We start from the raw sequence: 25118 nt of genomic DNA, 5'->3' as shown, positions 1-25118 counted from the left end.
ACCTTGATCGGGCAGACTTTTTCGCATTACCACATCCTCGAGAAACTCGGCGGCGGCGGCATGGGCGTCGTGTACAAGGCAGAAGACACGCGCCTGCGCCGCTTTGTTGCATTGAAGTTCCTGCCGGACCCGGTTGCCAACGACCCTCAGACACTGAGCCGATTCCAGCGCGAGGCCCAGGCTGCCTCGGCTCTCAACCATCCCAATATCTGCACCATCTACGACGTCGGCGAGGACGATGGCCGGGTCTTCATCGCCATGGAGTATCTCGAAGGATTCACGCTGAAGCACTTGATCGAAGGGACGCCGTTGAAGACCGCCCAGTTCCTCGATCTCGGCATTCAGATCGCTGACGCGCTCGACGCTGCGCACTCCGCCGGCATCGTCCATCGCGACATCAAGCCCGCCAACATTTTTGTCACCCCGCGTGGCCAGGCGAAGGTGCTCGATTTCGGACTCGCCAAGCTCGGTCAAGTCGCATCGCGCGGCGGAGCCTCCGACGTCACGGTAGGGAACTCCGCAGTCGTTGGCACCGATCAGCTCACTTCCCCTGGTTCCACCATCGGCACCATCGGATACATGTCTCCCGAGCAGGCCCGCGGCGAGGTACTCGACCATCGCAGCGACTTGTTCTCGTTCGGCGTGGTGCTCTATGAGATGGCAACCGGTCAGCAGCCTTTTTCCGGCGCAACTTCTGCTGTCGTCTTCGAGGCAATCCTCAACAAAGTCCCCACCCCCGCCAACGATGTCAACCCTACGGTCCCAAAGCAGATTGAAGAAGTCCTGAGCAAGGCCCTGGAAAAAGACCGCGAACTGCGTTGCCAGAGTGCCGCCGAATTACGCGCAGACTTGAAACGGGTCAAGCGCGACACGGACTCCTCGCGCGCCAAAGCGGCAGGCGTGCTTGTCGCGGAGCCGAGCGCGGCCACGAAGCCGGCATCGCCCATCGCCGCGAAGAGCGTATCGGCGGGCAAGCCATTTCCGTGGCTCTGGATTGCCGCCAGCATCCTGCTTGCCCTGGCGGTTGGCGCGGTCGTCGGCAAACGCGTGTGGGGATCGGCCGCTCCCAGCGCACCCCTCTATCACGAACTTACCTTCCGTCGTGGCGACGTACGCTCCGCCCGCTTCGCACCCGATGGACAGACCTTGCTCTACAGCGCTGCATGGCAGGGCAATCCCGTCGAAACATTTTCTGCCCGTGAAGGAATGGTGGAGTCGCGCTCACTGGGCCTGGCCAAGGCGGAACTCATGGCCATCTCCTCCAAGGGTGAGATGGCGCTCTCCTTGAACAGTCATCCCACCGGAACATGGACGCGCGTCGGTACACTCGCCCGTGCCCCGCTCGCCGGTGGAACGCCGCGCCCCATCCTCGAAGACGTTGAGTGGGCAGACTGGTCGCCGGACGGGGAAAACCTCGCCGTGGTCCGTAACGTCGGCGGACACGATCGCCTCGAATATCCGATCGGCAAGGTGCTGTATGAAACTAGTGGTGGCTGGATCAGCTACCCGCGCGTCTCGCCCAAGGGCGATTACATCGCGTTCATGGACCATCCCACTCAGGGTGACGACGGCGGCACCATCGCCGTTGTTGATATGTCTGGCACAAAGAAAGTCCTCACCCGCGAGTGGTACGGGACCGAAGGTCTCGCCTGGACGCCGGATGGCAAGGAAATCTGGTTCACCGCCAGCGAGTTGGGACTCTTCCACTACATCAGCGGCGTCGATCTCTCCGGCAAACTGCGCCTGATCTCACGCGTTCCCGGTTCGCTGCTCATCTTCGACATCTGGCGCGACGGCCGCGTTCTCATCGCGCGTTCCGAGCGGCGCCGCGAGGTCATGGGACTGAGCGCCGGCGCTACCAAGGAGCGCAACCTCTCCTGGTTGGATTACTCCTATCCCACCGATCTTTCGCTCGACGGCAAAACGCTTCTCTTCGACGAAGAAGGCATCGGTGGAGGCGTGCAGTACGGCGGCTCTCAGGACATGACCTACGCCGTCTACACTCGCGGGACCGATGGCAGTCCTGCTCTGCGCCTCGGCGACGGCAGCTCCCTTTCTCTCTCTCCGGACCAGAAGTGGGCGATGGTCCAGACTCCGGCAGCTCCGCAGCAACTCCGGTTGTTGCCCACCGGCCCCGGCGAGAGTCAAACCATCACCAACGATTCCATCAACCACCAATATGCAAGGTGGGTCCCGGATGGAAAGCGTTTCATCTTTACCGGCAACGAACCCGGCAAGGGTGTTCGTCTCTATATCCAGACTTTGGGTACGACCCAACCCACTCCGATTTCTCCTGAAGGTCTGGACGCCCAATCCTTTGCCATCTCCAGCGATGGCCAGTGGGCCGCCGGTGTGGCCCACGACGATAAAACCTATCTCTATCCCACCGGTGGCGGCGATGCGCGCCTCGTCACGGGTGTCGAACCCGGCGACGTGCCAATCAACTTCAGCGCCGACGGGCGCTCGCTGTACGTCTTCCGCAAAGACGAAGTCCCGGCCAAGGTCTACCGCGTAGAACTCGCCACCGGAAAGAAGACAGTGCTGAAAGAAATCGCTCCCATAGATCCCACCGGAGTTTCCATGATCGGCCCCATCCTGATCACGCCCGATGGCAAGAATTACGCCTACGGTTTCTACCGCACCCTCGGAGACCTCTACATCGTCGAAGGCTTGAAATAAGCAGCACGCCGTTTTCACCGCAGAGTCACAGAGATTCCAGAATTCAATTCCTCTGTGTCTCGGTGCCTCTGTGGTTTCCAACGACGGCCGCACCCAGGAAATCTCCGAATGGGAAGTCCAGCGCGCTATAATCCTGCCACCCTCATGGCCCTCAACCCTGGTCTGAAGCTTGGACCCTACGAAATCCAGTCGCCGCTTGGTGCGGGCGGCATGGGTGAGGTGTATCGCGCCACCGATACCCGGCTCGATCGCATCGTCGCAATCAAGATTCTTCCTGCCCATCTTTCCGCGAATCCCGAGGCACGGCAGCGTTTCGAACGCGAGGCGCGCAGCATCTCTGCGCTCAACCATCCCAATATCTGTGCGCTGTATGACATCGGCACCCAGGACGGCACTTCGTTTCTCGTCATGGAATACGTGCAAGGCGAAACGCTCGAAGCCCGGCGGCAAAAAGGGCCGCTGCCGCTGAAGCAAGTGACCGAAATCGGCATCCAGGTCTGCGACGCGTTGGAGAAGGCGCACCGCGCGGGCATCATCCATCGCGATCTCAAGCCCGGTAACATCATGCTCACCGCGAGCGGGGCGAAGCTTCTCGACTTCGGGCTTGCGAAGGCCGTAGGCGTCTTGGGCGCACAAGCCGCCACTGCAGGCACCCACACACCCGACACGCCGACCATGAATGTTTCCGCATTGCGCGCACCCGCCGCCGGACTCACGCAGCAGGGAACCATTGTCGGCACATTCCAATACATGGCGCCCGAGGCCGCGGAAGGGTTGGCCACAGATGCCCGCAGCGATATCTTCAGCCTTGGCTGCGTGCTCTACGAAATGGTGACCGGACGCCGCGCCTTCGAAGGCAAATCGCAGCTCAGCGTGCTCACCGCCATCCTCGAAAGAGATCCCGAGCCCATCAGCACCATCCAGCCGCTTACGCCGCTCGCGCTGGAGTACACAGTGCACACGTGCCTGGAGAAGAATCCCGACCAGCGCTTCCAGACTGCGCATGATGTGAAACTGCAGTTGGTGTGGATCGCGAAGTCGGGATCGCAAGCCAGCGCGAAAGCGATCGCCGGCAAGCCGCAACCGCGCGGCGGGCTGTGGCTGGCGGCAGCGGCGGGCGCGATCCTCGCGGCGCTCCTGGTTGCGGGCGTTCTGATGTCCACGCAGAAGCAGCCACGCGTGATGCGCACCAACCTCGTGGCACCAAACGGAATGGTTTTCGAAACCCTCTACCGCAATGGACCTCCGGAACTTTCCTCGGATGGAACCAGGGTGGCGTTCGTCGCTCGTAAGGACGGGCAGAATTCCATCTGGGTGCGTTCGCTGGACAAGCTTGAGGCGACGCAGGTGCAGGGGACAGCGGAGGGCTTTCGGCCCTTCTGGTCACCAGATGGAACCTCGCTCGCTTTCTTCGCGCATGCCAAGCTCTGGCGCGTGGATTTGAATGGCGTAGCTCCGGTAGCCATCGCGGACGCGCCCGAAGGTCGCGGCGGAACTTGGGGAGCGGGCAACACGATTGTGTTCGCGCCGAACACTGGTGGACCGCTGATGGAGGTGGACGCCGCGGGCGGCGCCGCAACGCCGGTGACCAAGATGGTCGTTACGGTGCAAGGCGGTACCGACCGCTGGCCGCATTTCCTTCCGGACGGCAAACATTTCCTGTACCTCCGCGTACAGACAGGAAACTCGAGCGACCACAATGAACTCCGCGTGGGGTCAGTGGATCAGAGTACGGACACACTGATTATGCATGGGGGCGTTTACGAGACCCGGTACGTGTCCGGCTGGCTCCTGGTGGACCGCACGGGTTCTCTGCTGGCATGGCGCTTCGACCCGAAGAATGCGAAGACCTCGGGCGAGGGCATCCAGATTGTCGGGAAGCTTGCGACCGACGAGGTAACGTTCGCAGGCGTCTTTTCAGTATCGCAACAAGGGATTCTTCTCTATCAGCCGGGCTCCAGCGAGACCGGAGACCGCCACGTCTGGACGGATGCATCCGGTAAACCGGGTGCGCAGATTTCGGAGCCGGGTTATTACGGGCCCACGCGCCTCTCACCGGATGGAACGCGCGTGGTCACTCCAGTGTCCTCCGCCACCGGCGATAGCGACATCTGGATGTGGGACCTGTTGGGGGGCGCCCGTGCGCGACTCTCCAAGGGGGACGTCTTTGTCGACATGCCGACTTGGTCGGCGGATGCACGCACCATCTACTTCGGCCAGTCCGACAAAGACGGGCATGAGCAAATCCGTGCCGTGCCGGCTGACGGGTCCGCACCGGAACGCACATTGCTCAAAATTGACGGGGATGTGCTTCCGGTCGAAACCACCAAGGATGGACGGTGGCTCCTGTACGAAGAACTTATCCCGGGAAGCCTCAACAACAATGAGGTGTTGAAGGCATTACCGCTGGGCAGCGGCGACGCGCCGTTCACAGTGCTCGATTCTGTCGCGGCGTACAGTAAAGCGTCCTTAAAGCCGGAATCCAACGACTGGCTCGCCTACCAGTCGAACGAATCGGGCCATTCCGAGGTGTATCTCACGCGCTTTCCGCATCCGGGGGCGAAGTACCAGGTGTCGCAGAGCGGCGCGACGCAGCCGTTGTGGAGCAAAGACGGGAAGCGTCTCTATTATCTCGACAACTCGCAACACTTGATCTCCGTCGACATCCAGTTGAGGGGAGACTCTCCACAGATCGGTGCGCCGAAGACGCTATTCCAGACCACGATCCGCGACTCCATCACCGCGAACGGCTACGATGTCACGCGCGACGGACGCTTCCTGCTCGTGAACTCCGTGATGGAGAACAACGCGCCCGTCGTGCTCGTAACCAATTGGGAGACGGAACTCAAGAAGTGAGAACGCTCCCCGGCGCCCCGACGCGCAACTTTCATTGACGCGCCCCCCGCTTCTCCATACCATTGCCAAACCTCCCTGGGAGCCACTTCGCACTAAATGATCGGGCAGACCTTTTCGCATTACCGGATCCTCGAAAAACTGGGCGGCGGCGGCATGGGCGTGGTGTACAAGGCCGAAGACACGCGCTTGCATCGCTTCGTCGCATTGAAATTTCTTCCACCCGAACTCGCCCGCGATCCGCAGGCCCTGGCTCGTTTCCAGCGTGAGGCGCAAGCCGCCTCGGCGCTCAACCATCCCAACATCTGCACCATCTACGACATTGGCGACGACAACGGGCAAGGCTTCATCGCCATGGAGTTCCTCGAGGGCATGACCCTCAAGCACCGCATCAACAGCCAGCCCGTGGACCTCGAGACGGTGCTGACTTTAGCGATCGACATCGCCGATGCGCTCGACGCTGCGCACTCCAAGGGCATCGTCCACCGCGACATCAAGCCTGCGAACATCTTCGTCATCGAACGCGGCCATGCCAAGGTCCTCGACTTCGGCCTGGCGAAGGTGACGCCGCGCAGCGCGTCCAGCGTGCCGTCCGCGAACACCATGACCGCCACCGAACTCGCGGTGGAAGACGAGCACCTCACCAGTCCCGGATCCACGCTCGGCACCATCGCGTATATGTCGCCGGAGCAGGCGAAGGGGAAGGAACTCGACGCGCGCAGCGATCTCTTCTCCTTCGGCTCCGTGCTCTACGAAATGGTCACCGGTGCATTGCCGTTCCAGGGCGAGACGTCGGCGCTGATGTTCGACGCCATCCTCAATCGCGATCCGCTGCCGCCGCTGCGCTTCAATCCGAAGGTGCCGGCGAAGCTGGAAGAGATCATTCAAAAGGCGTTGGAGAAAGACCGCGATTTGCGCTATCAGCACGCGTCCGAAATGCGCAGCGACCTCAAGCGCCTGCAGCGCGACAGCAGTTCCGCGCCGCGCCAGGCCTCGGCCCCAACTACCGAAGCAAGTTCCGCGCGTGTCAGTGCCGCTTATGTTCCGCCTTCGTCTTCCGCGAGCGCCGCGCCCGTGGCTCAAGCTTCTGCGCCCTCGCATTCCACGGGTAGTTCGAGCGTGATCGCCGTGGCCCGCGAGCATAAGTTCGGACTCGTAGGAATAGCCGTAGTCGCGCTGGGGCTGCTCGGTGCGGGCGGCTTTGGGATCTACGAGTTCCTCTCACGCAGCGCGCAGGCGCCGTTCCAGAATTTCACAGTTGCGCAACTGACGAACACCGGCAAAGCGCGCCAGTCGGCGATCTCGCCCGACGGCAAGTACGTCGTCAGCGTGCAGGACGACAACGGCGTCCGCAGTTTGTGGCTGCGCAACGTCCCCACCGGCAGTGATACGCAGGTCCTGCCGCCGTCTCCCGTCATTTACGCCACGCTCACGTTCTCGCCCGACGGCAACTACATCTATTACCGCAAGGCTTCCAGCGCAGCGCAGAGCGAGTGGGACATCTTCCGCATCCCCGTGCTCGGCGGCTCGCCGCAAGTGCTCGCCAAGGATGTGGACAGCAACGTCACGTTCTCGCCCGACGGTACGAAGATGGCCTACTTCCGCGGCAACGATCCCGAAGTCGGCAAGTTGTACTTCCTCATCGCCAACCTCGACGGCAGCAACGAGGAGACGGTGTATATCGGGTCGGCGGTGGACCTCCCACGAAGCATTGCGTGGTCAGCGGACGGCAAGCGCCTCTTCTACAACATTTTCACGCTTAAAACTGCGCTGAGTGAAATCCGGCAAATCGAAATTGCGAGCAAGAAAGCCAGCCTTCTCTCTGCTCAAACCTCTACGCTTGTGCAAGAGCTCGAGCGTTTGCCGGGGAGTTCATCGCTGCTCATCCGAGGTCTCGACAAATCCAACTACACGAAATCGCAGATCGGCGTGCTCTCGGACTCAGGCCAGGTCGTGCCCATCACCCGCGACACCAACTCCTATGAAGGCATGTCGCTTTCAGGCGACGGCAAGACGATCGCCGCCGTGCAACAGCGCGTCACCCGCACTTTTTGGACAGCAGCGATGTCCAACGACGCGCTCGCCGCGCCACCGCAATCGGTCGCCGGAGTTGAGAACGCGCACACTTTCGCGTTCAACCCGGATGGCAGCCTGCTCGTGAGTGACGACCAGACGCTGCGTCGCACTGACCTTGCGGGCGCCGCGACCACGACGGTGCTTGGAGATGGCAACGCTTACATCGTGGAACTCGCACCCTGCGGCGACCGATACTTCGTGCTGCAATGGGCCTTTCATGGCGGCGGCTACAGCTATCCTGTGTGGCGGGTGAATCTCGACGGCTCCAATCCCCTGCGGCTCACGGATGGCAGTTACGACGGCCGCCCCAACTGTTCACCCGATGGCAAAACCGTTTATTTCGAACCGACCACGAGCAAAGCCACCGTCGCCAGGGTTCCCATCGACGGCGGAAAACAGGAAACCGTGCCCGGCAGTGAGGTAGAAAGAGGGTTCGGCATCGGCGTGGGCCACGCTGTTTCGCCCGACGGCAAACTGCTAGCTTTCAACGCTGAGATCAGCACCGATGCCCAGGGACACGTGGGAGAGAAGATTGTCTTCGTTACGCTGGACGGCTCCGGTGCTGCTCAGCGAATCATTAACGCCGATCCGCGCATCTCCAGTGGACGCCTGGCGAACACGCTCACCTTCACTCCCGATGGTAAATCGGTGGCCTACGTCGTCCGCGAGCATGGCGTCGAAAACGTCTTCATCCAGCCCATCGACGGCACGCCCGGCCACCAACTCACGAACTTCACCTCGCAACTCATCTCCAACTTCCACTGGTCGCCCGATGGCAAGACCCTCGCCATCGCCCGCGCCGACGCCAGTTCCGATGTGGTGCTGCTGAAAGAGAAGTAGCCCTTGTCATCCTGAGCGGAGAATCCGGATAACGATCCGGATTCGCAGTCGAAGGACCCCTATCGTCGCTGGGAACGCTTAGGCCCTCGCCACCTGTCATTCCGAGCGGAGAACGCGTAGCGTTCGCAGCGTGGGAATCCCGAGAATGTTGATCCCTGCAATACTGCGTCAGGATCTTCGAGAGAGACTTTCAAGCCGTTGTCAGACAGCGAACCGCATCCGGATAGCCGCGTCGCTACGCTCCTCGCGATGACAAGGCTCTGAGTTTCTTCAGTAGCAATACCAGTAGGAACACCATGACTACATTCCCCACCACTTTTCCCACGAGGTCGGTCTTTGACCACGTGCTGCTCCCGAGATAGGTAATCGCCATCATGGCTACCGTCGCACTGAACGCGGTGGCCCAGCGATGGATGTCGCTCCATCCCGCCGCGCTTGTCCAGCGCGAGATGACGAAGTAGGAAATCGCGGCCCACGCCACGCCGAGCGCCATCGCAATGCCGAACGGCAAATGCTGTCCCGGCACGAAGATGAGGACCATCAGCCACCACCACGGAAGCGCGAGCACGGCAGTGAAGATTGCGACCAACCACGGAGATAGGTGCTTGCCGTTGCTGCGCGGCACCACGCGCACATTGCGCAGGACGTAAGCCAAAACGCCGAGCAGCCCGATCGCAAGAAATCCCGCGAGCAAAGTTGTTGGCGCAGGATTGTAGGGCGGCACGTGGAATACATTCGGCCGCGCCTGCTTGATCCACGCGAACCACGCCACGAACGACCCGAGCGCGAAGAAGATGGAGACGATGATTATCCCGCGGGTGCGCAGCCAGGTCTGTTCACGGCGATCGCGGAACATCAACTCAGTGATCTGCACCGGCACCAGAACGACCCACACGCTCTCGAATCCGAGCATGTAGAGGAAGTAGATCCAGTTCACGCCCCACGCGCGGCCGTACTGCACCGCGTTGCCGAGCCATGGCAGCGGCGCCAGCGACGTCTGCTGGATGAGGAACTCCTCGGCCATCGAGAGGCCGAGTCCAAGTAGCAGCATGCTCGTCCACCCGCCGCCCCAGCGCCGCACCAGTTCGCGGATGAGCAGCGCGCCGCCGCCCCAAACAAGAATTTCCGGCAGCAGCGCGAAGAGAAAGCTGAGGCGGGTAGCGCCGCTCATCACCTCGGCAATCACCGGCGCAAGCACCATGAGCGTGAGTGCCGGCGCGAGCGTAGAGCGTTTGGGTGAACTCATTTCGATTTCCTTCCAGCGCGGCGGGGCTCCGCATCTTTGCCCGCGTCCTCGCGCGCCTTCACCACGTGCGGGTTCTTCAGGATTTCTTCGCCGTCCCAAGCGAGCTTGCCGCTGCGTAGGTCGGCCTCCAAGCCGCGCACCCATGCCAACTCCGCCTTCCGCATCGCGAGCAAATATTCGGATTCGACGAGGTGTATCCGGGGGAGCCACTCAGCCGTGACCTTGATACCCCCCGCCATGCCTGCGATCTCAGCCTCCAGCGCCGCAGCCCGCTCCGCCAATTTCTTCGTGGTTGTTTCCACGGTGAGCAGCGGCAGGAAACTCAGCGCGGCCATGAAGTCGCTGGACTCCTGCTTAGGCACGCCGATCATCTGCTGCATCCACTCCTGGAGTGCGTTCTTCCCCGCAGCCGCAATGCGATAGGTAGTCCGCTCCGGCCGCTTGCCATCGCGTGCCGTGCGCACTGCGTCAATCAACTCCGCAGCCTCCAGCCGGTGAATCGCGTGATACAGCGAGCCGCGCTTCAGCGAGAGGATCTCGTCCTTGTGGCGCTGCCGCAGCAGCTTCTGCATTTGATAGGGGTGCATAGGCGCCTCGCGCAGCAGCGCGAGCACCGCGAGTTCCCAGAGACCGAAGCGTTCTTGTTGTTTAGTTCTCATGAATTAGCTCATATGAACTATATCACAGATCGTCAAGGGAGCATGCCCCTGTCATTGCGAGGAGCGCAGCGACGTGGCAATCCCCGAACCGTCGACTGCCACACGAACGCCTGCACCTTTCTCTCGAAGAACTCGAGGCATCACCGCGGTGACGTGCCGTGGAGTTTCGGGCAGCGTTTGGTCCACAGAGGCACAGAGACACAGAGGTCTTTATTCCTTTCCTCTCTGTGCCCTCTGTGCCTCTGTGGTGAACCGATCTCCGGCCCCCGGGAATGCGTACTGGTTCCGTTCCGCCGCGATTTACTTGCGAAATCTTTCAAATACTTTCACAAGCTAACGCTCGTGATGTACTATCTCCGGCATCGCGCGCTCTTGCCAAACTTTGCGCTCGCCGGAGAGCTCATGGATCGACGCAGGTTCTTGCAGTCCACCGCTGCCACGGGATTGACCCTAGGTTTGTTGAAGGCCACCAGCCAAGCCTCCGTACCAGAACACAACTGGGACAAATACGATTGGGGAGCGGGGCCTGCGGTTCCCGACCGGCTTTATCAAGGGCCATTTCCCCAGTACGGTCCATGCGCGGTAGTTCCCGAGAGCGATGTCTCGATGATCACTTCGTCGTCGCGCGACATCGTCAGCAATTACGGCATGGGTCTGATGGTTTATGTCTCCGACGACACTGGCCCGATCAACGTCCCCGGCCAGCCGCAGGCGCAAGCTCTCGAAGACCTGATCAAGCTGCCGTTCGCGCAGAAGATCTACATCCGTCCCAACTGGCGTGAGATCCAGAAACAACCGGGCCGTCTCGACTTTCCGGAATACTGGAAGGAGACCTTCGACCTCGCCCGCCGTTACGACAAGCGCATCGGCTTCCGCATTCAACTGGAAAACCCCGACTCGCCGGAACCGGGCATGCCCGACTTTCTGATTAACAAGGTTCCCTACGTAAAGCTCAAAGGTGAGTGGAAGGGGAGTTCCGGAGAGCAGCGCTACAAGAAAGATAACCGCGTGCCGCGCTACGACCATCCGGCGTACCAGGCGGCGTTTCGCGAATTGAACGAACTGCTGGCCGCCGAGTACAACGGTCATCCGCAGGTCGAGTTCATGGACACCATGATGTACGGCTTCTGGGGCGAGGGCCACACCTGGCCGTACGAGGGCAATCCTTTCCCGAGTGCGCTGGTGGCGGAGCAAACGTGGATGCAGATGCTCGAACTGCAACTTCAGCTCTGGACAAAAGTTCCGCTGGCGACCAACACCCAGCCCGACTTCAGCAATGTGGGCAATGCCGACATGCTCGACCGCACCGTCCGTACCGGCAACTGGCTGCGCACCGATACGATCTTTATTGAGAACACGCAGATCGAGGCGTTGAGTTACCGTCCGCCGTGGACGGCAGCCATCTGCGAAGTTGGTTTCACCACTGGCGATCCCAAAGAACTCCAGATCGACCAGGACGGAATCACCTACAACGAGCAGATCATTACCCACGCGGCCGACGTCGGCGTGAACTACCTGTCGCTCTGGAACTGGCACAAGCTCTCGGCCCACAATCTCTTGAGCTACTACGAGAAATATCCGGCGCCGATTGACGAGATGGCCCGCAAGATCGGCTACCGCATTCGACCGTCATTTATCTGGACGTTCGTTCGCGACGGAGCGCATGGGCTGGTGGTGGGCTTGGCGAACGACGGAATCGCTCCGGTTCCGGGCGTGCTGCGGCTCACGGTGTTGAGCGAAGATGGCAAGGTGCATTTCTCCGGCTGCGTCGACGCCGGCTATCCGAAGCCGATCGGCATTCATCAGGCCATGCTCCAACTGCCTGCGGGCGTTGACTGGAAAGGCCTGCGACTGAAAGCCGAACTCGAAGTGAAGGGCGTTCGTTATCCGGTCCGATGGGCGTGCCGGCAGGTCAATCCCGATGGCTCATTGACGCTGCGCCACAACTACAAACCCGATCAGCCGTTGGTGTAGAGGCACAGGGAGATGACCATGAAAATTTCAATCCTCTTCGCGTTCCTTGCGTGCGTCTGCGCAGCATATGGCCAGCCGAACACATCTTTCTACGTTGCGACGACCGGGAAGGATTCAAATGCCGGCACGCAAGCAGCGCCGTGGCGCACCATTCAACATGCCGCAGACACGGCGCGCGCGGGCAGTACCGTCAACGTGCGCGGCGGAACCTACGAAGAGCTGGTGAGCCTCCACGCATCCGGCAACGCCAGCGATGGTTTCATCACGTTTCGAAGTTATCCCGGCGAGGCGGCGATCCTCGAGGCCGAGCACATCACGCCGCCCGGAAGGACCGGCGTACTGACGATTCACGACCAGAGTTATGTGCGGGTCGAAGGCTTTGAGATTCGCAACTTCCGCACCGCCGAGCATGACCTCGCTCCGCTAGGCATCGACGTAATGGGCGCGGGCTCTCACATCGAGCTGCTGAAGAACAACGTCCACCACATTCAGCAGACATTTGAAGGGCGCGATGGTCCGGGGCACGGCGCCAACGCGTTTGGCATTGCGGTGTACGGAACCAGCGCCAAAACTCCGATCACGGATTTGGTCATCGATGGCAACGAGGTGCATCACCTCAAGACCGGTTCGAGCGAGTCGGTGGTGGTGAACGGGAACGTCACCAACTTCCGCATCACGCACAACGTTGTGCACGACAACAACAACATTGGCATCGACGTCATCGGTTTCGAGCATACCGCGCCCGACCCGGCGGTGGACCAGGCGCGCGACGGGCTCGTCAGTGGCAACTTGGTTTACAACATCACCTCGAAGGGCAATCCCGCTTACCGTAACGATGAATCTTCCGACGGCATTTACGTGGACGGCGGCACCCGGATCCTTATCGAACACAACGTAGTTCACGATGTGGACTTCGGCATCGAGCTGGCGAGTGAGCACAAGGACCGCGCCACCAGCTACGTCATCGCGCGCAACAATCTCGTCTATCACAACCACACCGCCGGTGTTTCCATCGGCGGCTACGATCCGCAGCGCGGACACACCGAGCACTGCACGGTGATCAACAACACGCTCTACGACGACGACACCTCGGCCACCGGCTCCGGTGAGTTCCAGATGCAATGGAACATGGCAGACAATATTTTCGCGAATAACATCGTGTACGCCGGGCCGCAGTGCCTGATGACGATTCTCAAAACTGAAGTCAAGCCCGGCCAACCGCCCGCGAATATCGATCACAACCTCTATTACTGCGCTTCCGGTGCCAAGGCGAGCACGTGGAAAAACACTGCCGCCACTGTGACGGGATTTGAAGAGTACTCGCAGGCCAGCGGCAATGACCGCAATTCGCATTTTCAGGATCCCCATTTTGTCGACGCTGCCGCGAAGGACTTCCACCTGCAGCCAGACTCTAAGGCCATCGCCGCAGGAGCCATTGACGGAATGCCGGTGGGAGCACTGGATCTTGACGGCTCGCCGCGGACGAAATCTGGCAACATCGACATCGGCTGCTACCAACGAAAATAGGAGTCGCGCATGTTGAAGTTCGACGTGAATCGCCGCGAGTTCGTGAAGCTCGCGGCTGGCACCGGCGCTGCCCTCGCTCTGCCAAATTTCGCACTTGGCGATGTCTCTTCCAAAATGATCGGCATCCAGGTGGGCGCAGTTTCGTTTGTGGACGAAGGCACGGAGAAAGTCCTGGATGTACTCCAGGAGCGCGCCGGCGTGAATACCCTGTTTCTTGCGGTATTCACCTACGGCCGCGGCATTGCCGGCCGGCAGATTCACGGACAGCCGCTGCCCGATCACGGCAAGCAGGAGTACGATCTCAACTTTCACGGCGGGAACTTCGCCACGCCTCATCCTGAGTTCTACAAGAACACGGTGATCAAGGAAACGCGCGCGCCCGACCACGGCAACCTCGACATCCTGGCGGAAGTTCTCCCCGCCGCGAAGAAGCGTGGCATGAAAGTCATCTGCTGGCTGGAGGACGTGTTTCGCACCGACCTGCCCAACATCGCGAAGGTCCAGGAACGCGACCTCCACGGGCGGAACACCGAGACGCTCTGCGTCAACAATCCCGACTATCGAAATTTCTTCACCGGCCTGGTCGAAGACTACGCGCGGTCCTACGACATTGACGGAATCATGTGGGGCTCGGAACGGCAGGGCGCGCTTTCCGACAGTCTGGGCGCCACCCACGACACGCCGCCAATCGATCCCGGAGAGGTGACCTGCTTCTGCGAGTTCTGTCAGGCCAAGGCGAAGCAGCGCGGCATCAACCCGGAGCGCGCACGGCAGGGATTTCTTGAGTTGGAAAAATTCGTTCGCGCGTCTCGCGGCGGCAAGCGCCCCGTGGACGGATACTACGTTCAATTCTGGCGGATCCTGTTGCGCTATCCCGAACTGGCCGCCTGGGAAATGCTCTTCACGGATGGTCTTCGCGAAAACTACGCCGCCATCTACAAGACCGTCAAAGCAGCGAAACCGGCGGTGCCGGTGGGTTGGCACATCTGGCACAACAACTCGTTCAACCCCATCTATCGCGCGGAACAAGACCTGCAGGAGCTCGCGAAGTATTCCGATTTCATAAAGGTCGTGATGTACAACAACTGCGGCGGCGAGCGAATGGCGCTCTACGCGGACAATATCGGCTCGACACTCTATGGCGATCTCTCGAAACAAGGCCTGCTCGATATGAACTATGCGCTGATGGGACTCAAGGAGGGCAGCTACGAGCAGATCCCTCGCACCGGACTTTCCGCCGACTACGTCTTCCGCGAAACGAAACGCGCGCTGGAAGGAGTTGCCGGCACCAACACCCGGATCTGGCCCGGCATCGATATCGATATCCCGACTGAGCCCGAGAACAGCAAGTGCACTCCGCAAAGCGTAAAGGCCGCAGTTCTCGCGGCACTCCGCGCCGGCGCCTCCGGCGTGCTCCTATCGCGCAAGTATTCTGAGATGCGCCTCGCGAACCTCAGCGGCGCCGGGGACGCGATTCGCGAGTTCAAAGTGTAGGCGGCTGACGATGGCCCCGCGATTTCGCGCTGCGGGCGCCCTTTGCCCGGTGAGCATCTCTGGCCAGAGCTGCTGCCTGTCCCTGCCGGTTTTGCCAGTTTCCTCGCTCGCGATTTGGAGTAAGCATCTAACTAACGCCTCGTCGTGCCACCGTCCCAGGTGTTTTATGTTGCGTCTGTTAGGTTTCGTTTTCCTCGTCATCATTTGCGTCGACACCGCTCCATGGGGCCTTGTGATTGGCACAATCGCCTGTGTCGCATGGCTTTTCCCACCCACGTGGCTGAGCAGGTTTTGGGCCCCCGGCACATTCGCGAAAGCCCCGCGTGTCGCTGGCGCCAACATTGGATCTCTGAACGCAATCCCGCTGGTCAATGCGGTGTATTGCGCCAACTGCGATGCCATTACCGACAGTCCGCACGAGTCCTGTCGCGGTTGCGGCAGCCACTCCATCCTTGCGGTTGCACGGCTGTGGCAGCTTTCGGCCGCGCACGCCCCCGCCGGCGCCGCCCGACACAAGATCAGTTTCACCGCCGATATCCGTGATATTCCGGCCATCGGGCTCAGCGAGGCCGTCAACCTCATCGTTCGCCTTACGGAGATGGGCGGAGCCTTGCAGGTCTTTCACATCCATGTGGACGACGCGGAAGCCGAAGCCAGTAATGCGCCTGCCGTCGGACAGAAAATCGAACTCGTAAAACCGGTAGCTCGAGCCACCACCCCACGGCCCAGACCTCGTCGCAAAGCATCGTGATGAGCGAGCTCAAAGGAAGTAAGGGATTTTGAGTAATCGTGCCACGTCGGGATTACTTGCGGTAAGGCGTCTATAAGGACGAAGGCGTTGTCAAGACGGAACTGTGCCGTTCAGTGTTTGTGACACCGCGTGACCGCCGGACTTGGGTGAGGACCAAGAGTTCCGAGCATCCACGTTGAATCACTTACGGTGGGCCTATCGCTCCACCATCCATCTATTCGGCCTGAACTTCGACCATGATTTTCCATTCGGACATCCAGCCGCCGGATCGGTGCGGAAGTGGGAAACGCGCAGCGTTTTCCAAGGCGCGAAGCGCCGTCTTCTGCAGCGATCGGTCTGGATGCGAGAGTGCCCAATCAATTTCACGGTCTGGCTTTCGCCGACCACACCTTACCTCGGGCTGCCCTCGATGCGAGCGATCTCCGGATACGCTGTGTTGCTACGCAGCATCCAGTAGAGTCGCACGGCTAACCTTCTCGCTGCCGCCACTTTAGCTACGGCTTTCATCTTGCGGTGACAGCGATGTTGATACTGCTTTCGAAATCCTTCGTCCAAGCGGGTCACCGTTTGCGCGCTCTCCACCAGCAACATGCGGAGGAACGGGCTGCCTTGTTTGCTGATCGATCCCAGTCGGCGCCGCTTGCTCGAGCTGTGTTCGGATGGAATCAGCCCTAGATAGCTGCCGATTTGCTTGCCGCGCTTGAACCGCGAGACATCGCCCATCGTCAGAACGTATGCAAGCGCCGTGATCGGACCGACTCCCGGTTGTGTCATCAGCAACCGTGCACGTTCATTTGCATAGGCGGCCTGCTCCACTGCACGATTCAGCTCTTCGATCAACGGGGTGATCTGCCCGAGTAAATGCAGCAGGTCTTTCCGTCGTTGTGCTGCCCATCCTTCGAGCGGCAACTCTCGGAGCTGCTGTTGGCCGGCTTCACTCCACAGCTTGAACTTCATCTGCCTGCCCTTGTTCAGCATCAAGTGCTGCAGTCCGTTTTTAACGCGGGAACGAATGCCGACCAGGCGATCGCGATGAATGAGCAACTGCCGCACATCGCGCTCCGCCGCACTAGGTCGCCACAGTCGAGGAAAGCGGCCCTCGATCAGCAGCTTGAGAATGTGCCCAGCGTCGCGTCGATCCGTCTTCTGCTTGCGCACGTAACTGGCGCGAATCGCTGCCGCATCCCCGATCCACACTTCGTGTCCCAAACGATCGAGCAGATCCTCGAACCACTGCGTGTTGCCACACGCCTCAAGCCCGACCAACGTTGGCACCGGAAGCGAACGATAGAAGCGCTCGGCCTCACCGCTCTCGTTGTGCAGCCTCAGTTCTCTGATCTCGCCGGTTTCTGAATCGAAAACGGCAACTTGTTGCCAGCCAGGATGGAAATCACACCCTACAATCATCATGAAGGCTTCTCCTGACCCGGTTCTTCTTGGTCCTCAACCAAAGAACATACCGCGTCGGCTGTAAGCCTTCGTCCTTATCCAATCAATTTACCGCCAACGAAAAGTCGCTTCGCGTCTTCGTGTTCGTTTATCGAACACGGATGCTCATTATGTCCGACGTCATGCGCGTCCCTTTGCCGGAGTAGGTTTCCGTCTTTTCATCTCGTGAATACAGGCGGTCACTGGTGAGGTAAATCTCGTATTTTCCAGGAGTGTCAGGAACTGCAAACTCGCGATACTCGGGATTGCCGCCGAAGATGTCTTCCGGGTGCGCGTTATAAGGAACCCGTGTCGGCTCCAATCCCAGCCAAACGTGACGCGTCATGCAGCACGCGATGGATGACTGATTCACGCTACTCGTCCATGACCTCTTGCCATCAAAAATGTAAACGACGTCTGTGTTCGCTGGTCCGTTGACGCCTTCAAGCACCTCGATGTGCCACTGTCCCGGATATTTTGATGTGTAGAACTCCTCGAACTGCAATTTCTCTCCGGCTGAGAACTCGCGTTTGTGGTTCTTGGTTTGGATGTGCAGTTCGACTCCGACAGGATTGTGGGAACGGGCGATGGCATTCTCGCGCTCAAACCCACTCCGAGAACACGCGCAGGAAATCGTCATGAGCGCCAATAACACGAGACCCATTTTCAGGTGCATAACCTATAGACACTGCTCAACTACGGGCGGTTCCAACGATTGTTGGCGATAACAGCCCTTATCACTATCTATTTTGGGTCACCCAAATTACTTGTGAGAAGGCGATTTATCGCTAGTAATCCGAAGCGAGGGCGTGAATCTTGGCGAGCAGCGTTCTGGCTTCCTCCACGTCGCATCCCATTCGCGTATCGAACTCGCCTTCCAAATGTATGCCGTTGCATACCTCATTTAGAGCGTTGTTGATGATTCCCAACTCGTCTCTCGTGAGTTCAACTGTCATCGGATTCCTCGTTTGTGAGTGGTAAGGGGACTTCCAACAGCTATGACATGATACTGAGGCTATGCCCCTCTTACGGCGAATATTGCTGCTGTTGTTGCTTAGGACGACGGTGTTGGCGTGCTATCAGATCAACGTACCATTCGGCGAAATTCATGCAGACGGGATTGCCGGTGTCATAACGTTGGACGATAACCCGATCAAAGCGGCGACTCTTGAACTTCATGTGTTAACGGAGAACTCACGGCAGACATCCGATAAGGCGGTCACATGGGACAAGGCGGTCTTGCAAACCGCAAGAACGGATGCCGATGGTGGATTCGATTTCGGGGTACAGAAGCCGGGAAAGTACGTGATTCTGATGACGAAGCCCTCTTACGAACCTATCAAGGTCGAACTCGCAGCGCCGTCGTCTCAGGTGAACCACGAACAACTCGAAGTCAGATTCACTGCCGATTGGTGCCTTCGTGTCGCAGCAAGATCGCCCAAGTTGCGTTAGATGACAGCAATCTTCCGCAAGGCGGTAAGGGGATTTGCCAACGGTAATCACTGCCCGGTGCTACCCTTAACCAACAGCGGCACATGGTTGCTACCAATTCCTGCCGCATCCATGGGTAATGAATGAAACGTTTGACCTTCAAGGCCGCGTACGTCGAATCGAGCAGCGGACGCCTTGCCATCCTGCACTAAAGCGTTTTCGCAATTTTCAGACCTTCGACGTTGATTTCGATCCTGCAGGTCACGTTCTCCGAACAACACATTACGACAACGATGGTGCCGTAACTGGCATCGAGTCGAGTTGTTTCGATGACGCAGGCACTCTCGTCCGCACCGAGTTTTTTGACGGGCAAGGTAATAGAACGGGTAGCAGTGAGTTTCAATGCGACTCCAAAGGGCGACCCATCAGTTGGCTAGGACTCGACTGTGATGGGAGCATGGTTCGGCGTGGCGAAAACCACTTCGAGCAAGGGCGGCTGGCACGATCACGAACGACGCTTGCAAGCGGAGTTCCAGTGATCGAGCGAGAGTTCGCGTATTCGGAAAGCTCACTCACGCAGCAAATTTCGAAGTATTACGGCTTCAGCGGCTCACTCAGCGAGCGGTGGATTACCAAGTACGATCAGATGGGCCGGGTGCATGAGACCTGGGGTCTGACAGCGGCAGGCGATCCGCTTGGGGATGGTCTGTACAGGCACGAGTACGATGACCAAGGGCGGAAATCGAGAATCCTGTCGTTCAACGATTGGGGTACCGACTGCATTCCCAATTCGATCTGCGTGATCGAGTACGATTCAGACGAAGTTGGAAACTGGGTGCGACGCCGCAAATACCATCAGTTAAGGGATGCTTCTCGACAGAGAATGGAACTGACGAATCGGACGCTGACGTACTGGGAACATAGCTGTCTGTAACAGCCCGTACCACACCCTAATTTCCCATCGATGAACACTCGTAAGAAGTGGCCTACCCACAGCCAATATCCCCGTTTCAGCCTTTGCAAGTCCTTCAACCAGCATCTCCCCATAACCCAGAGCATCCTTCGAAATCTCTGAGACTCTGTGTCTCTCCCGTGAACCGACCCCCGTTCCCCCAAAGGCTGTCTCTGGCCTCGGTCGCCGCGTCGATCCTCCCAATCCGCTCTCCTCCAAGCGGTCCTCTCGTAACCCTCCTAGCCGCTTTCCCCCGGTTTTCCTCCTAAGTCCTTTCGTAATGTCATTTTTCGGTCGCTCGGGTATGCTCTTTTCTTGTTGCACGGCTTATCATAGGTAAAATTGCCAGAGTTGCCGGAGATGGACAGACGGCCTGACCGCCGTGTGTCTGTTCTTGCACCACTTCGGTGTTTGGCGGAAACTGTCCTGATCCTCACTCCCGTTTGCGCTCGAACGTTAAGCAAACCGGGGACGATCGCCTGGAGCCCACGCGCATGCTAGGTTTTGGTTTCAACAAGAACAAGGTATTGGCGAACGCCGAGCGTTACGTGCAGCAAGGCAAGCTGCAGAACGCGATCACTGAGTACGAGAAGATCACCAAGGCGGACCCCAAGGACCTGACGGTGCTCAACACCATCGGCGACCTCTACGCTCGCGTGGGGCACGTGGAACAGGCCACCGACTACTTCAGGCGAGTGGGCGATCGCTATTCCTCCGACGGCTTCACCGTAAAAGCCATCGCCATGTACAAGAAGCTGACGAAGCTGAATCCGCAGGCCTATGACTGCGTGCAGCGCCTCGCCGAGCTTTATACCCAGCAGGGCCTTTACTCCGACGCGCGCCAGCAGTACCTCGTTGTTGCCGACCAATTCATGCGCAGCAACCAGCTCCAGGATGCCGCCCGCATCTTCCAGCGTGTTCTCGAACTCGATCCCGAGAACACCACGATGCAGAACAAGCTGGCTGACCTCTACGAGAAGGTCGGAAATAAAGATGAAGCGCGCAATATGTTCTTCCGCAGCGCCGACTCGCTCTATGCCCGCGGCTCGCTGCCACAGGCCGATGAAGCGCTCGGACGCGTTCTCGCCCTCGATCCCCACAACTCGCGCGCGTTGATGCTGCGCGGCCAGATCTCGATGGAGGGCGGCGACGCCGCCGGGGCCATCACCTGGCTCGAGCAAGTCGCCGACCTCGAAACCAATCCCGACGGACTGAAAGAACTCGTCCGCGCTTATTTGAAAGCGAATCGTCTCGCCGACGCCGAGCGCCAGGCGCGCACCCTGCTCATCCACTACAAGGACATCTGGGGCATCGCGGTAACCGTCGATGCGCTGATGCAAAACGGCAAGTTCCTGCCGGCGCTCAAGCTGCTCGACGAATTCGCCGATCGTCTCGTCGCTGCCAACGACAGTGGTACCGCCGAGATGCTGCACAACTGCATTGGCCGCGTGAAGGACGATGCCACCGCGCTCGACCTGCTGCGCAAGCTCTTCATCAAGCTCGGCCAGAAGGCGTATCTCAACGAGATCAGCGAACTGCTGGCGCATGCGTTGGTGCAGAAGGGCGACCTCAAGCGCGCCCGCGACATCTATCGCGAACTGGCAGAGCTGGAGCCCGAGAACCCGGTCCATGCGCAGAACTATCGCCAGCTCTCGGCGAAGCTGGGCGACGATCCGCTCTCCAAGCCACTGGCGAAGGAACAAGCCAATGCGCCGATGATGGTGGAAGAGCTCGACAGCACCTCCGCCGAGATCGAACAGGAATGGGCGCCCGACGTCGAGGCCGCCGTGCGCGCAGCGCTCACCGACAGCGAGCTCTTCGATTCCTACAACCTGCCGGCGAAATCCATTGCGCCGCTCGAAGCGGTGCTGCCGAAAGCGCCGGGCGATGTGCGCCTCAACCAGCGCCTCGCGGGCTTATATCGTAAGGCGAACCGTCCTAAGGACGCCTCGCGCTGCTGCGTGATCCTTCAGAAGATGTTCGAGCACTACGGACATCCCGACCGCGCCAAGGAATTTGCCTCGCTCGCGTTGAAGTACGCGGGACAGGCCGGCATCCCGATTCCGTTCGTAGACATCACGCCGTGGCTGCCGGAGCCCAAAGCCGCTGCGCCTGCCCCGGCCGCGCCTGCCACCGTCGAACACACCTTCGAGATCGAAGTGGAAACGCCTGCTGCAGACGCCAACCTGCCGGAGTTCGCAGTTGCTGCGTCCACCAATCAGGAGATCGATATCTCCGATGACTGGGAGACGCACACCGACGAGCCCGTGAAGACCGTCGAAGGCGCCCCGCAGGAACTCGTCGAAGAGATCCAGTTCTATCTTGGCCAGGGCATGGTGGATGAGGCCAAGGTCGCAATTAAGAAGCTTGAAGCGATTGCTCCCGCGTTCTCCAAGCTGCGCGAGTGGAAGGCGAAACTGGCCTCTCCTGCCGCAGTACAGGCAGACGAAGATCACGTGCTTTCGCTCGACGACACGCAGACGGTTGCCGCGAAGCCTCCCGCCGAACAAGGCATGGGCGGTTTCGTCAGCGACCTTGAAGACGCGCTCGGCGACGACTTCAACGTGGCCGGTGCACCGGCGAAACCTGCTGCAGCGGCTCCGTCGAAGCCTGCGGCTGCAACATCGCGGCCCACTCCACCTCCGCCGGCTCCGCCGCCTGCGGTGCGTCCGCAGGTTGCCGCGGCTGCCTCGGCGCCTGCGCCCGTCGCCGAAGAACTTCCGGCCGTGGACCTGTTTGCCGATCCCGGCGCCAGCGACATGCTGGGCGACCTCTTCGCGGAATTCAAAGAAGATGTGGAAGAGGGCGCCGCCGATTACGGCGATCCCGATACCCACTACAACCTCGGCATGGCCTTCAAGGAAATGGGCCTGATGGACGAAGCCATCGGCGAACTGCAAAAAGTTTGCCAGGCGGTTGACCATGGCGTGCCGTTCTCCCAGGCGTTCCAGGCATACACCTGGCTGGCGCATTGCCTCATCGAAAAGGGCGTTCCTGATGCCGCGTATCGCTGGTACGAGAAGGCGCTGACCATCGCGCCGGACCAGGAAACTCGCACCGCGATCCACTACGAACTCGGTTCCGCCTACGAAGCCGCAGGCAATAGGCCGCAGGCCCTCCAGCATTTCATGGAGGTCTACGGCGTAAATATCGACTACCGGGACGTGGCAGAGCGCATCAAAGGTGTCAGGTCGTAGAATCGAAACATGGAGCCTACGGCTGGAGATCCGGGTCAACCCCGCGAGCAAGGGAACGCAAATTTGGGCGCCGCCGATCCTTTAGGAAACAGCCGTCCCGGGCCGGTATTGGCCTACGTGCGCCCGAACGTTTCCGCCGATCCGGACAGGAAACGGGTATGGCCGCGCCGCCTCGGCCTCATCATCTTCGTCGTCTTCTGCATGGAAGTCGGCATCATGCTGGCCGTCCTACCCTGGAAACAGGTGTGGATGTCCAACCCGCTAGTCATGAAGTTCCCCGCGCTCCGCGCATTCCTGGGCCACTTCTTCGTCCGCGGCCTGTTCTCAGGCCTGGGCCTGGTAGACCTGTGGATCGGAATCTGGGAAGCCGTGCACTACTCGGAAGAGTAGAAGAAGCGCTTCTCTCCCGTCCATTTGCCTTCCCCCTCTGCATTCCCCTACATTCAAACTATGCCCTTATCCCACAGCCAGGAGCGCAGACGCTTTCGCGCGCGCGATTTTCTTTGGCTGGCCCTTTTTACTTTCGCGGCGTTATCGATCCACGGGTATCACCTCGGCATTGAGGACCAGGCGATTTACTTGCCGGGGGTGAAGTTCGATCTGAATCCGGCGCTGTATCCGCATGATGCCGAGTTTTTTCTGCCGCAAGTTCGGCCGACCCTGATTGATGAGATTGCTGCCTACTCGTCGAAGTTCATGCACCTGGGCGTGGAAGGCTCGGTGTTTCTTTGGCATCTGCTTTCGATCTTCCTGTTTCTAGCGGCGGCGCTACGCATTGCGCGCAGATGCTTTGAGCGCGAGCGGCAGGCCTGGGCTGGGCTGGCATTGTTAACGGTTCTCTTAACTATTCCAGTCACCGGCACGGCGCTGTACATCGTGGACCAGTACCTGCACCCGCGCACTCTGGCGACGGCTTTCATCCTCTTCGCGATCCCCGACGTCATGGACCGCCGCTGGCTGCGTGCGACGGTAATGATCTTCCTTGCCGCGCTGGTGCACATCCAGATGGCATTCTTCGGAGGACTGTTTCTCGTCTTCCTCGCGTGGCCGACCGTGTTCGGCTCGCTGCGCGGACGCGCCATATTCTTCGGGTTGCCGCTGGCGACACTGTTCGAGCCGGGCTCACCGGCATGGCGTGAGGCGATGCTCACCCGTTCGCAACACTTCCTGCTGAAGTGGGCGTGGTATGAGTGGCTGGGAATCTTCGGGCCGCTGGTGATCCTATGGATGATCGCCTCGATGACCGAACGCAGTTGGCGGCAGGACGATGCGACTTCGTTCCGCACCACGCTCTGCAAGTCGCTGGTCTATTACGGCGGCTTTTGTTTTGTGGTCGGGCTGATCGTCACCATCCCGCAACGCCTTGAGCGCCTGACGCCGTACCAGCCGATGCGCGGCTTTCACCTCATCTATTTGCTCTTCTTTCTGATTCTCGGCGGGCTGATCTTCGAACGTGTGCTGCGGGCGCAGGTATGGCTCTATGCGGTCCTGCTGATTGGGACGTCGATCGGCATGTTTTATGCCCAGCGCGACCTGTTTCCCGGAACGCGCCACATCGAGTGGCCCGGCCGAGATACCGGGAACCGCTGGGTGAGAGCTTTCGTATGGATAAGAGAGAACACGCCCCGGGAGGCATACTTTGCCCTCGATCCGCGCTACATGATGCAGCGCGGCGAGGACGAACATGGCTTCCGCGGCCTGGCTGAACGCGGCGCTCTTGCCGATTGGGACAAAGACCCCGGCGTTATATGCCTGTTCCCGGCTTTGGCGCCCAAGTGGCAGGAACAAGTGCATGCGCAGGACGGATTTGCCAGCTTCGGACGTGACGAAGTTTTACACTTGCGGCAGCGGTTCGGTGCCGATTGGGTCATCGCCGATCATTCGATGGGACTAAGCGCTTGCCCCTATCAGAAAGATGGCATTTACGTCTGTAGAATAGAGTAGTTGACGGTTTTTAGCGGCATCCGGTTTGTATCAGGGCACGACTTTACCAGGCTGCTGAAATTCGGAT

The 25118-nt window shown here is 59.8% G+C and carries 18 protein-coding genes; 12 read left to right on the top strand and 6 right to left on the bottom strand.

Features of this window, described 5'->3' with window-relative positions; all coding sequences use genetic code 11:
* Nucleotides 1-3 precede the first annotated feature (3 nt).
* The 3 genes from ACID345_RS26040 to ACID345_RS26030 all read left to right on the top strand — a co-directional run bounded on the left by ACID345_RS26040 (nt 4) and on the right by ACID345_RS26030 (nt 8448).
* On the top strand, nt 4-2679 hold the full coding sequence (locus tag ACID345_RS26040; protein WP_011525189.1) for a protein kinase domain-containing protein: 2676 nt from the start codon (nt 4-6) through the stop codon (nt 2677-2679).
* A 108-nt stretch (nt 2680-2787) separates the two neighbouring features.
* Nucleotides 2788-5535 (top strand): protein kinase domain-containing protein, encoded by a 2748-nt coding sequence (locus ACID345_RS26035; protein ID WP_011525188.1) that lies wholly within the window; start codon nt 2788-2790, stop codon nt 5533-5535.
* A 96-nt stretch (nt 5536-5631) separates the two neighbouring features.
* Complete coding sequence (locus tag ACID345_RS26030) at nt 5632-8448, top strand: protein kinase domain-containing protein (protein ID WP_011525187.1); 2817 nt, start codon at nt 5632-5634, stop codon at nt 8446-8448.
* A gap of 235 nt (nt 8449-8683) precedes the next feature.
* Here the strand turns inward: ACID345_RS26030 and ACID345_RS22820 are convergent, their stop codons facing one another.
* Together ACID345_RS22820 and ACID345_RS22815 are read right to left on the bottom strand one after the other, a co-directional pair.
* Nucleotides 8684-9694 carry a hypothetical protein gene (locus ACID345_RS22820; protein WP_041856013.1) on the bottom strand — a complete coding sequence of 337 codons (1011 nt, stop codon included), beginning with the start codon at nt 9692-9694 and terminating at the stop codon, nt 8684-8686.
* The gene (locus ACID345_RS22815; protein ID WP_011525186.1) at nt 9691-10353 is read right to left on the bottom strand and encodes a PadR family transcriptional regulator; all 663 of its coding nucleotides are present in this window, start codon (nt 10351-10353) and stop codon (nt 9691-9693) included. Before ACID345_RS22815 ends, ACID345_RS22820 begins: the two co-directional genes overlap by 4 nt.
* A 402-nt stretch (nt 10354-10755) precedes the next feature.
* Between ACID345_RS22815 and ACID345_RS22810 the strand changes: the two genes are divergently transcribed.
* From ACID345_RS22810 to ACID345_RS22795, 4 genes are all read left to right on the top strand, one after another.
* A complete protein-coding gene (locus tag ACID345_RS22810) occupies nt 10756-12327 on the top strand; it encodes a hypothetical protein (RefSeq protein WP_011525185.1) in 1572 nt (523 codons plus the stop codon).
* A gap of 18 nt (nt 12328-12345) precedes the next feature.
* Nucleotides 12346-13854, top strand: coding sequence for a right-handed parallel beta-helix repeat-containing protein (locus ACID345_RS22805; protein ID WP_011525184.1), 1509 nt, complete (start codon nt 12346-12348; stop codon nt 13852-13854).
* 9 nt (nt 13855-13863) lie between these two features.
* Nucleotides 13864-15348 (top strand): hypothetical protein, encoded by a 1485-nt coding sequence (locus tag ACID345_RS22800; protein ID WP_011525183.1) that lies wholly within the window; start codon nt 13864-13866, stop codon nt 15346-15348.
* A gap of 166 nt (nt 15349-15514) precedes the next feature.
* Complete coding sequence (locus ACID345_RS22795; RefSeq protein WP_011525182.1) at nt 15515-16099, top strand: hypothetical protein; 585 nt, start codon at nt 15515-15517, stop codon at nt 16097-16099.
* Between the two features lie 390 nt (nt 16100-16489).
* On the opposite strand, the gene ACID345_RS22790 is transcribed toward ACID345_RS22795, so the two are convergent.
* From ACID345_RS22790 to ACID345_RS27130, 3 genes are all read right to left on the bottom strand, one after another.
* On the bottom strand, nt 16490-17509 hold the full coding sequence (locus tag ACID345_RS22790) for an IS110 family transposase (protein WP_011525181.1): 1020 nt from the start codon (nt 17507-17509) through the stop codon (nt 16490-16492).
* Between the two features lie 127 nt (nt 17510-17636).
* Nucleotides 17637-18203, bottom strand: coding sequence for a hypothetical protein (locus tag ACID345_RS22785; protein WP_041856012.1), 567 nt, complete (start codon nt 18201-18203; stop codon nt 17637-17639).
* Between the two features lie 112 nt (nt 18204-18315).
* Complete coding sequence (locus ACID345_RS27130) at nt 18316-18483, bottom strand: hypothetical protein (protein ID WP_187148896.1); 168 nt, start codon at nt 18481-18483, stop codon at nt 18316-18318.
* 61 nt (nt 18484-18544) lie between these two features.
* Between ACID345_RS27130 and ACID345_RS22780 the strand changes: the two genes are divergently transcribed.
* The gene (locus tag ACID345_RS22780) at nt 18545-18979 is read left to right on the top strand and encodes a hypothetical protein (RefSeq protein ID WP_011525179.1); all 435 of its coding nucleotides are present in this window, start codon (nt 18545-18547) and stop codon (nt 18977-18979) included.
* Nucleotides 18980-19166: 187 nt separating this feature from the next.
* On the opposite strand, the gene ACID345_RS26740 is transcribed toward ACID345_RS22780, so the two are convergent.
* Nucleotides 19167-19361, bottom strand: a complete 195-nt coding sequence (locus ACID345_RS26740) for a hypothetical protein (protein ID WP_148210231.1) — start codon at nt 19359-19361, stop codon at nt 19167-19169.
* A gap of 132 nt (nt 19362-19493) precedes the next feature.
* Here ACID345_RS26740 and ACID345_RS22775 point away from each other — a divergent pair, with 132 nt between their 5' ends.
* The 4 genes from ACID345_RS22775 (at nt 19494) to ACID345_RS22760 (ending at nt 25051) form a co-directional block, all read left to right on the top strand.
* A complete protein-coding gene (locus ACID345_RS22775) occupies nt 19494-19892 on the top strand; it encodes a hypothetical protein (RefSeq protein ID WP_041856011.1) in 399 nt (132 codons plus the stop codon).
* A gap of 512 nt (nt 19893-20404) precedes the next feature.
* Nucleotides 20405-23107, top strand: a complete 2703-nt coding sequence (locus ACID345_RS22770) for a tetratricopeptide repeat protein (protein WP_011525177.1) — start codon at nt 20405-20407, stop codon at nt 23105-23107.
* Between the two features lie 9 nt (nt 23108-23116).
* The gene (locus ACID345_RS22765; protein ID WP_148210230.1) at nt 23117-23497 is read left to right on the top strand and encodes a hypothetical protein; all 381 of its coding nucleotides are present in this window, start codon (nt 23117-23119) and stop codon (nt 23495-23497) included.
* A gap of 60 nt (nt 23498-23557) precedes the next feature.
* A complete protein-coding gene (locus tag ACID345_RS22760; protein ID WP_011525175.1) occupies nt 23558-25051 on the top strand; it encodes a glycosyltransferase family 87 protein in 1494 nt (497 codons plus the stop codon).
* The last annotated feature ends 67 nt before the right edge of the window (nt 25052-25118 follow it).

Origin of the sequence: Candidatus Koribacter versatilis Ellin345 (assembly GCF_000014005.1) — a bacterium.
Lineage (GTDB): Bacteria > Acidobacteriota > Terriglobia > Terriglobales > Acidobacteriaceae > Korobacter > Korobacter versatilis_A.
Note: the sequence above shows the minus strand (reverse complement) of the source record. Positions and strands in the feature narration are given on the sequence as shown.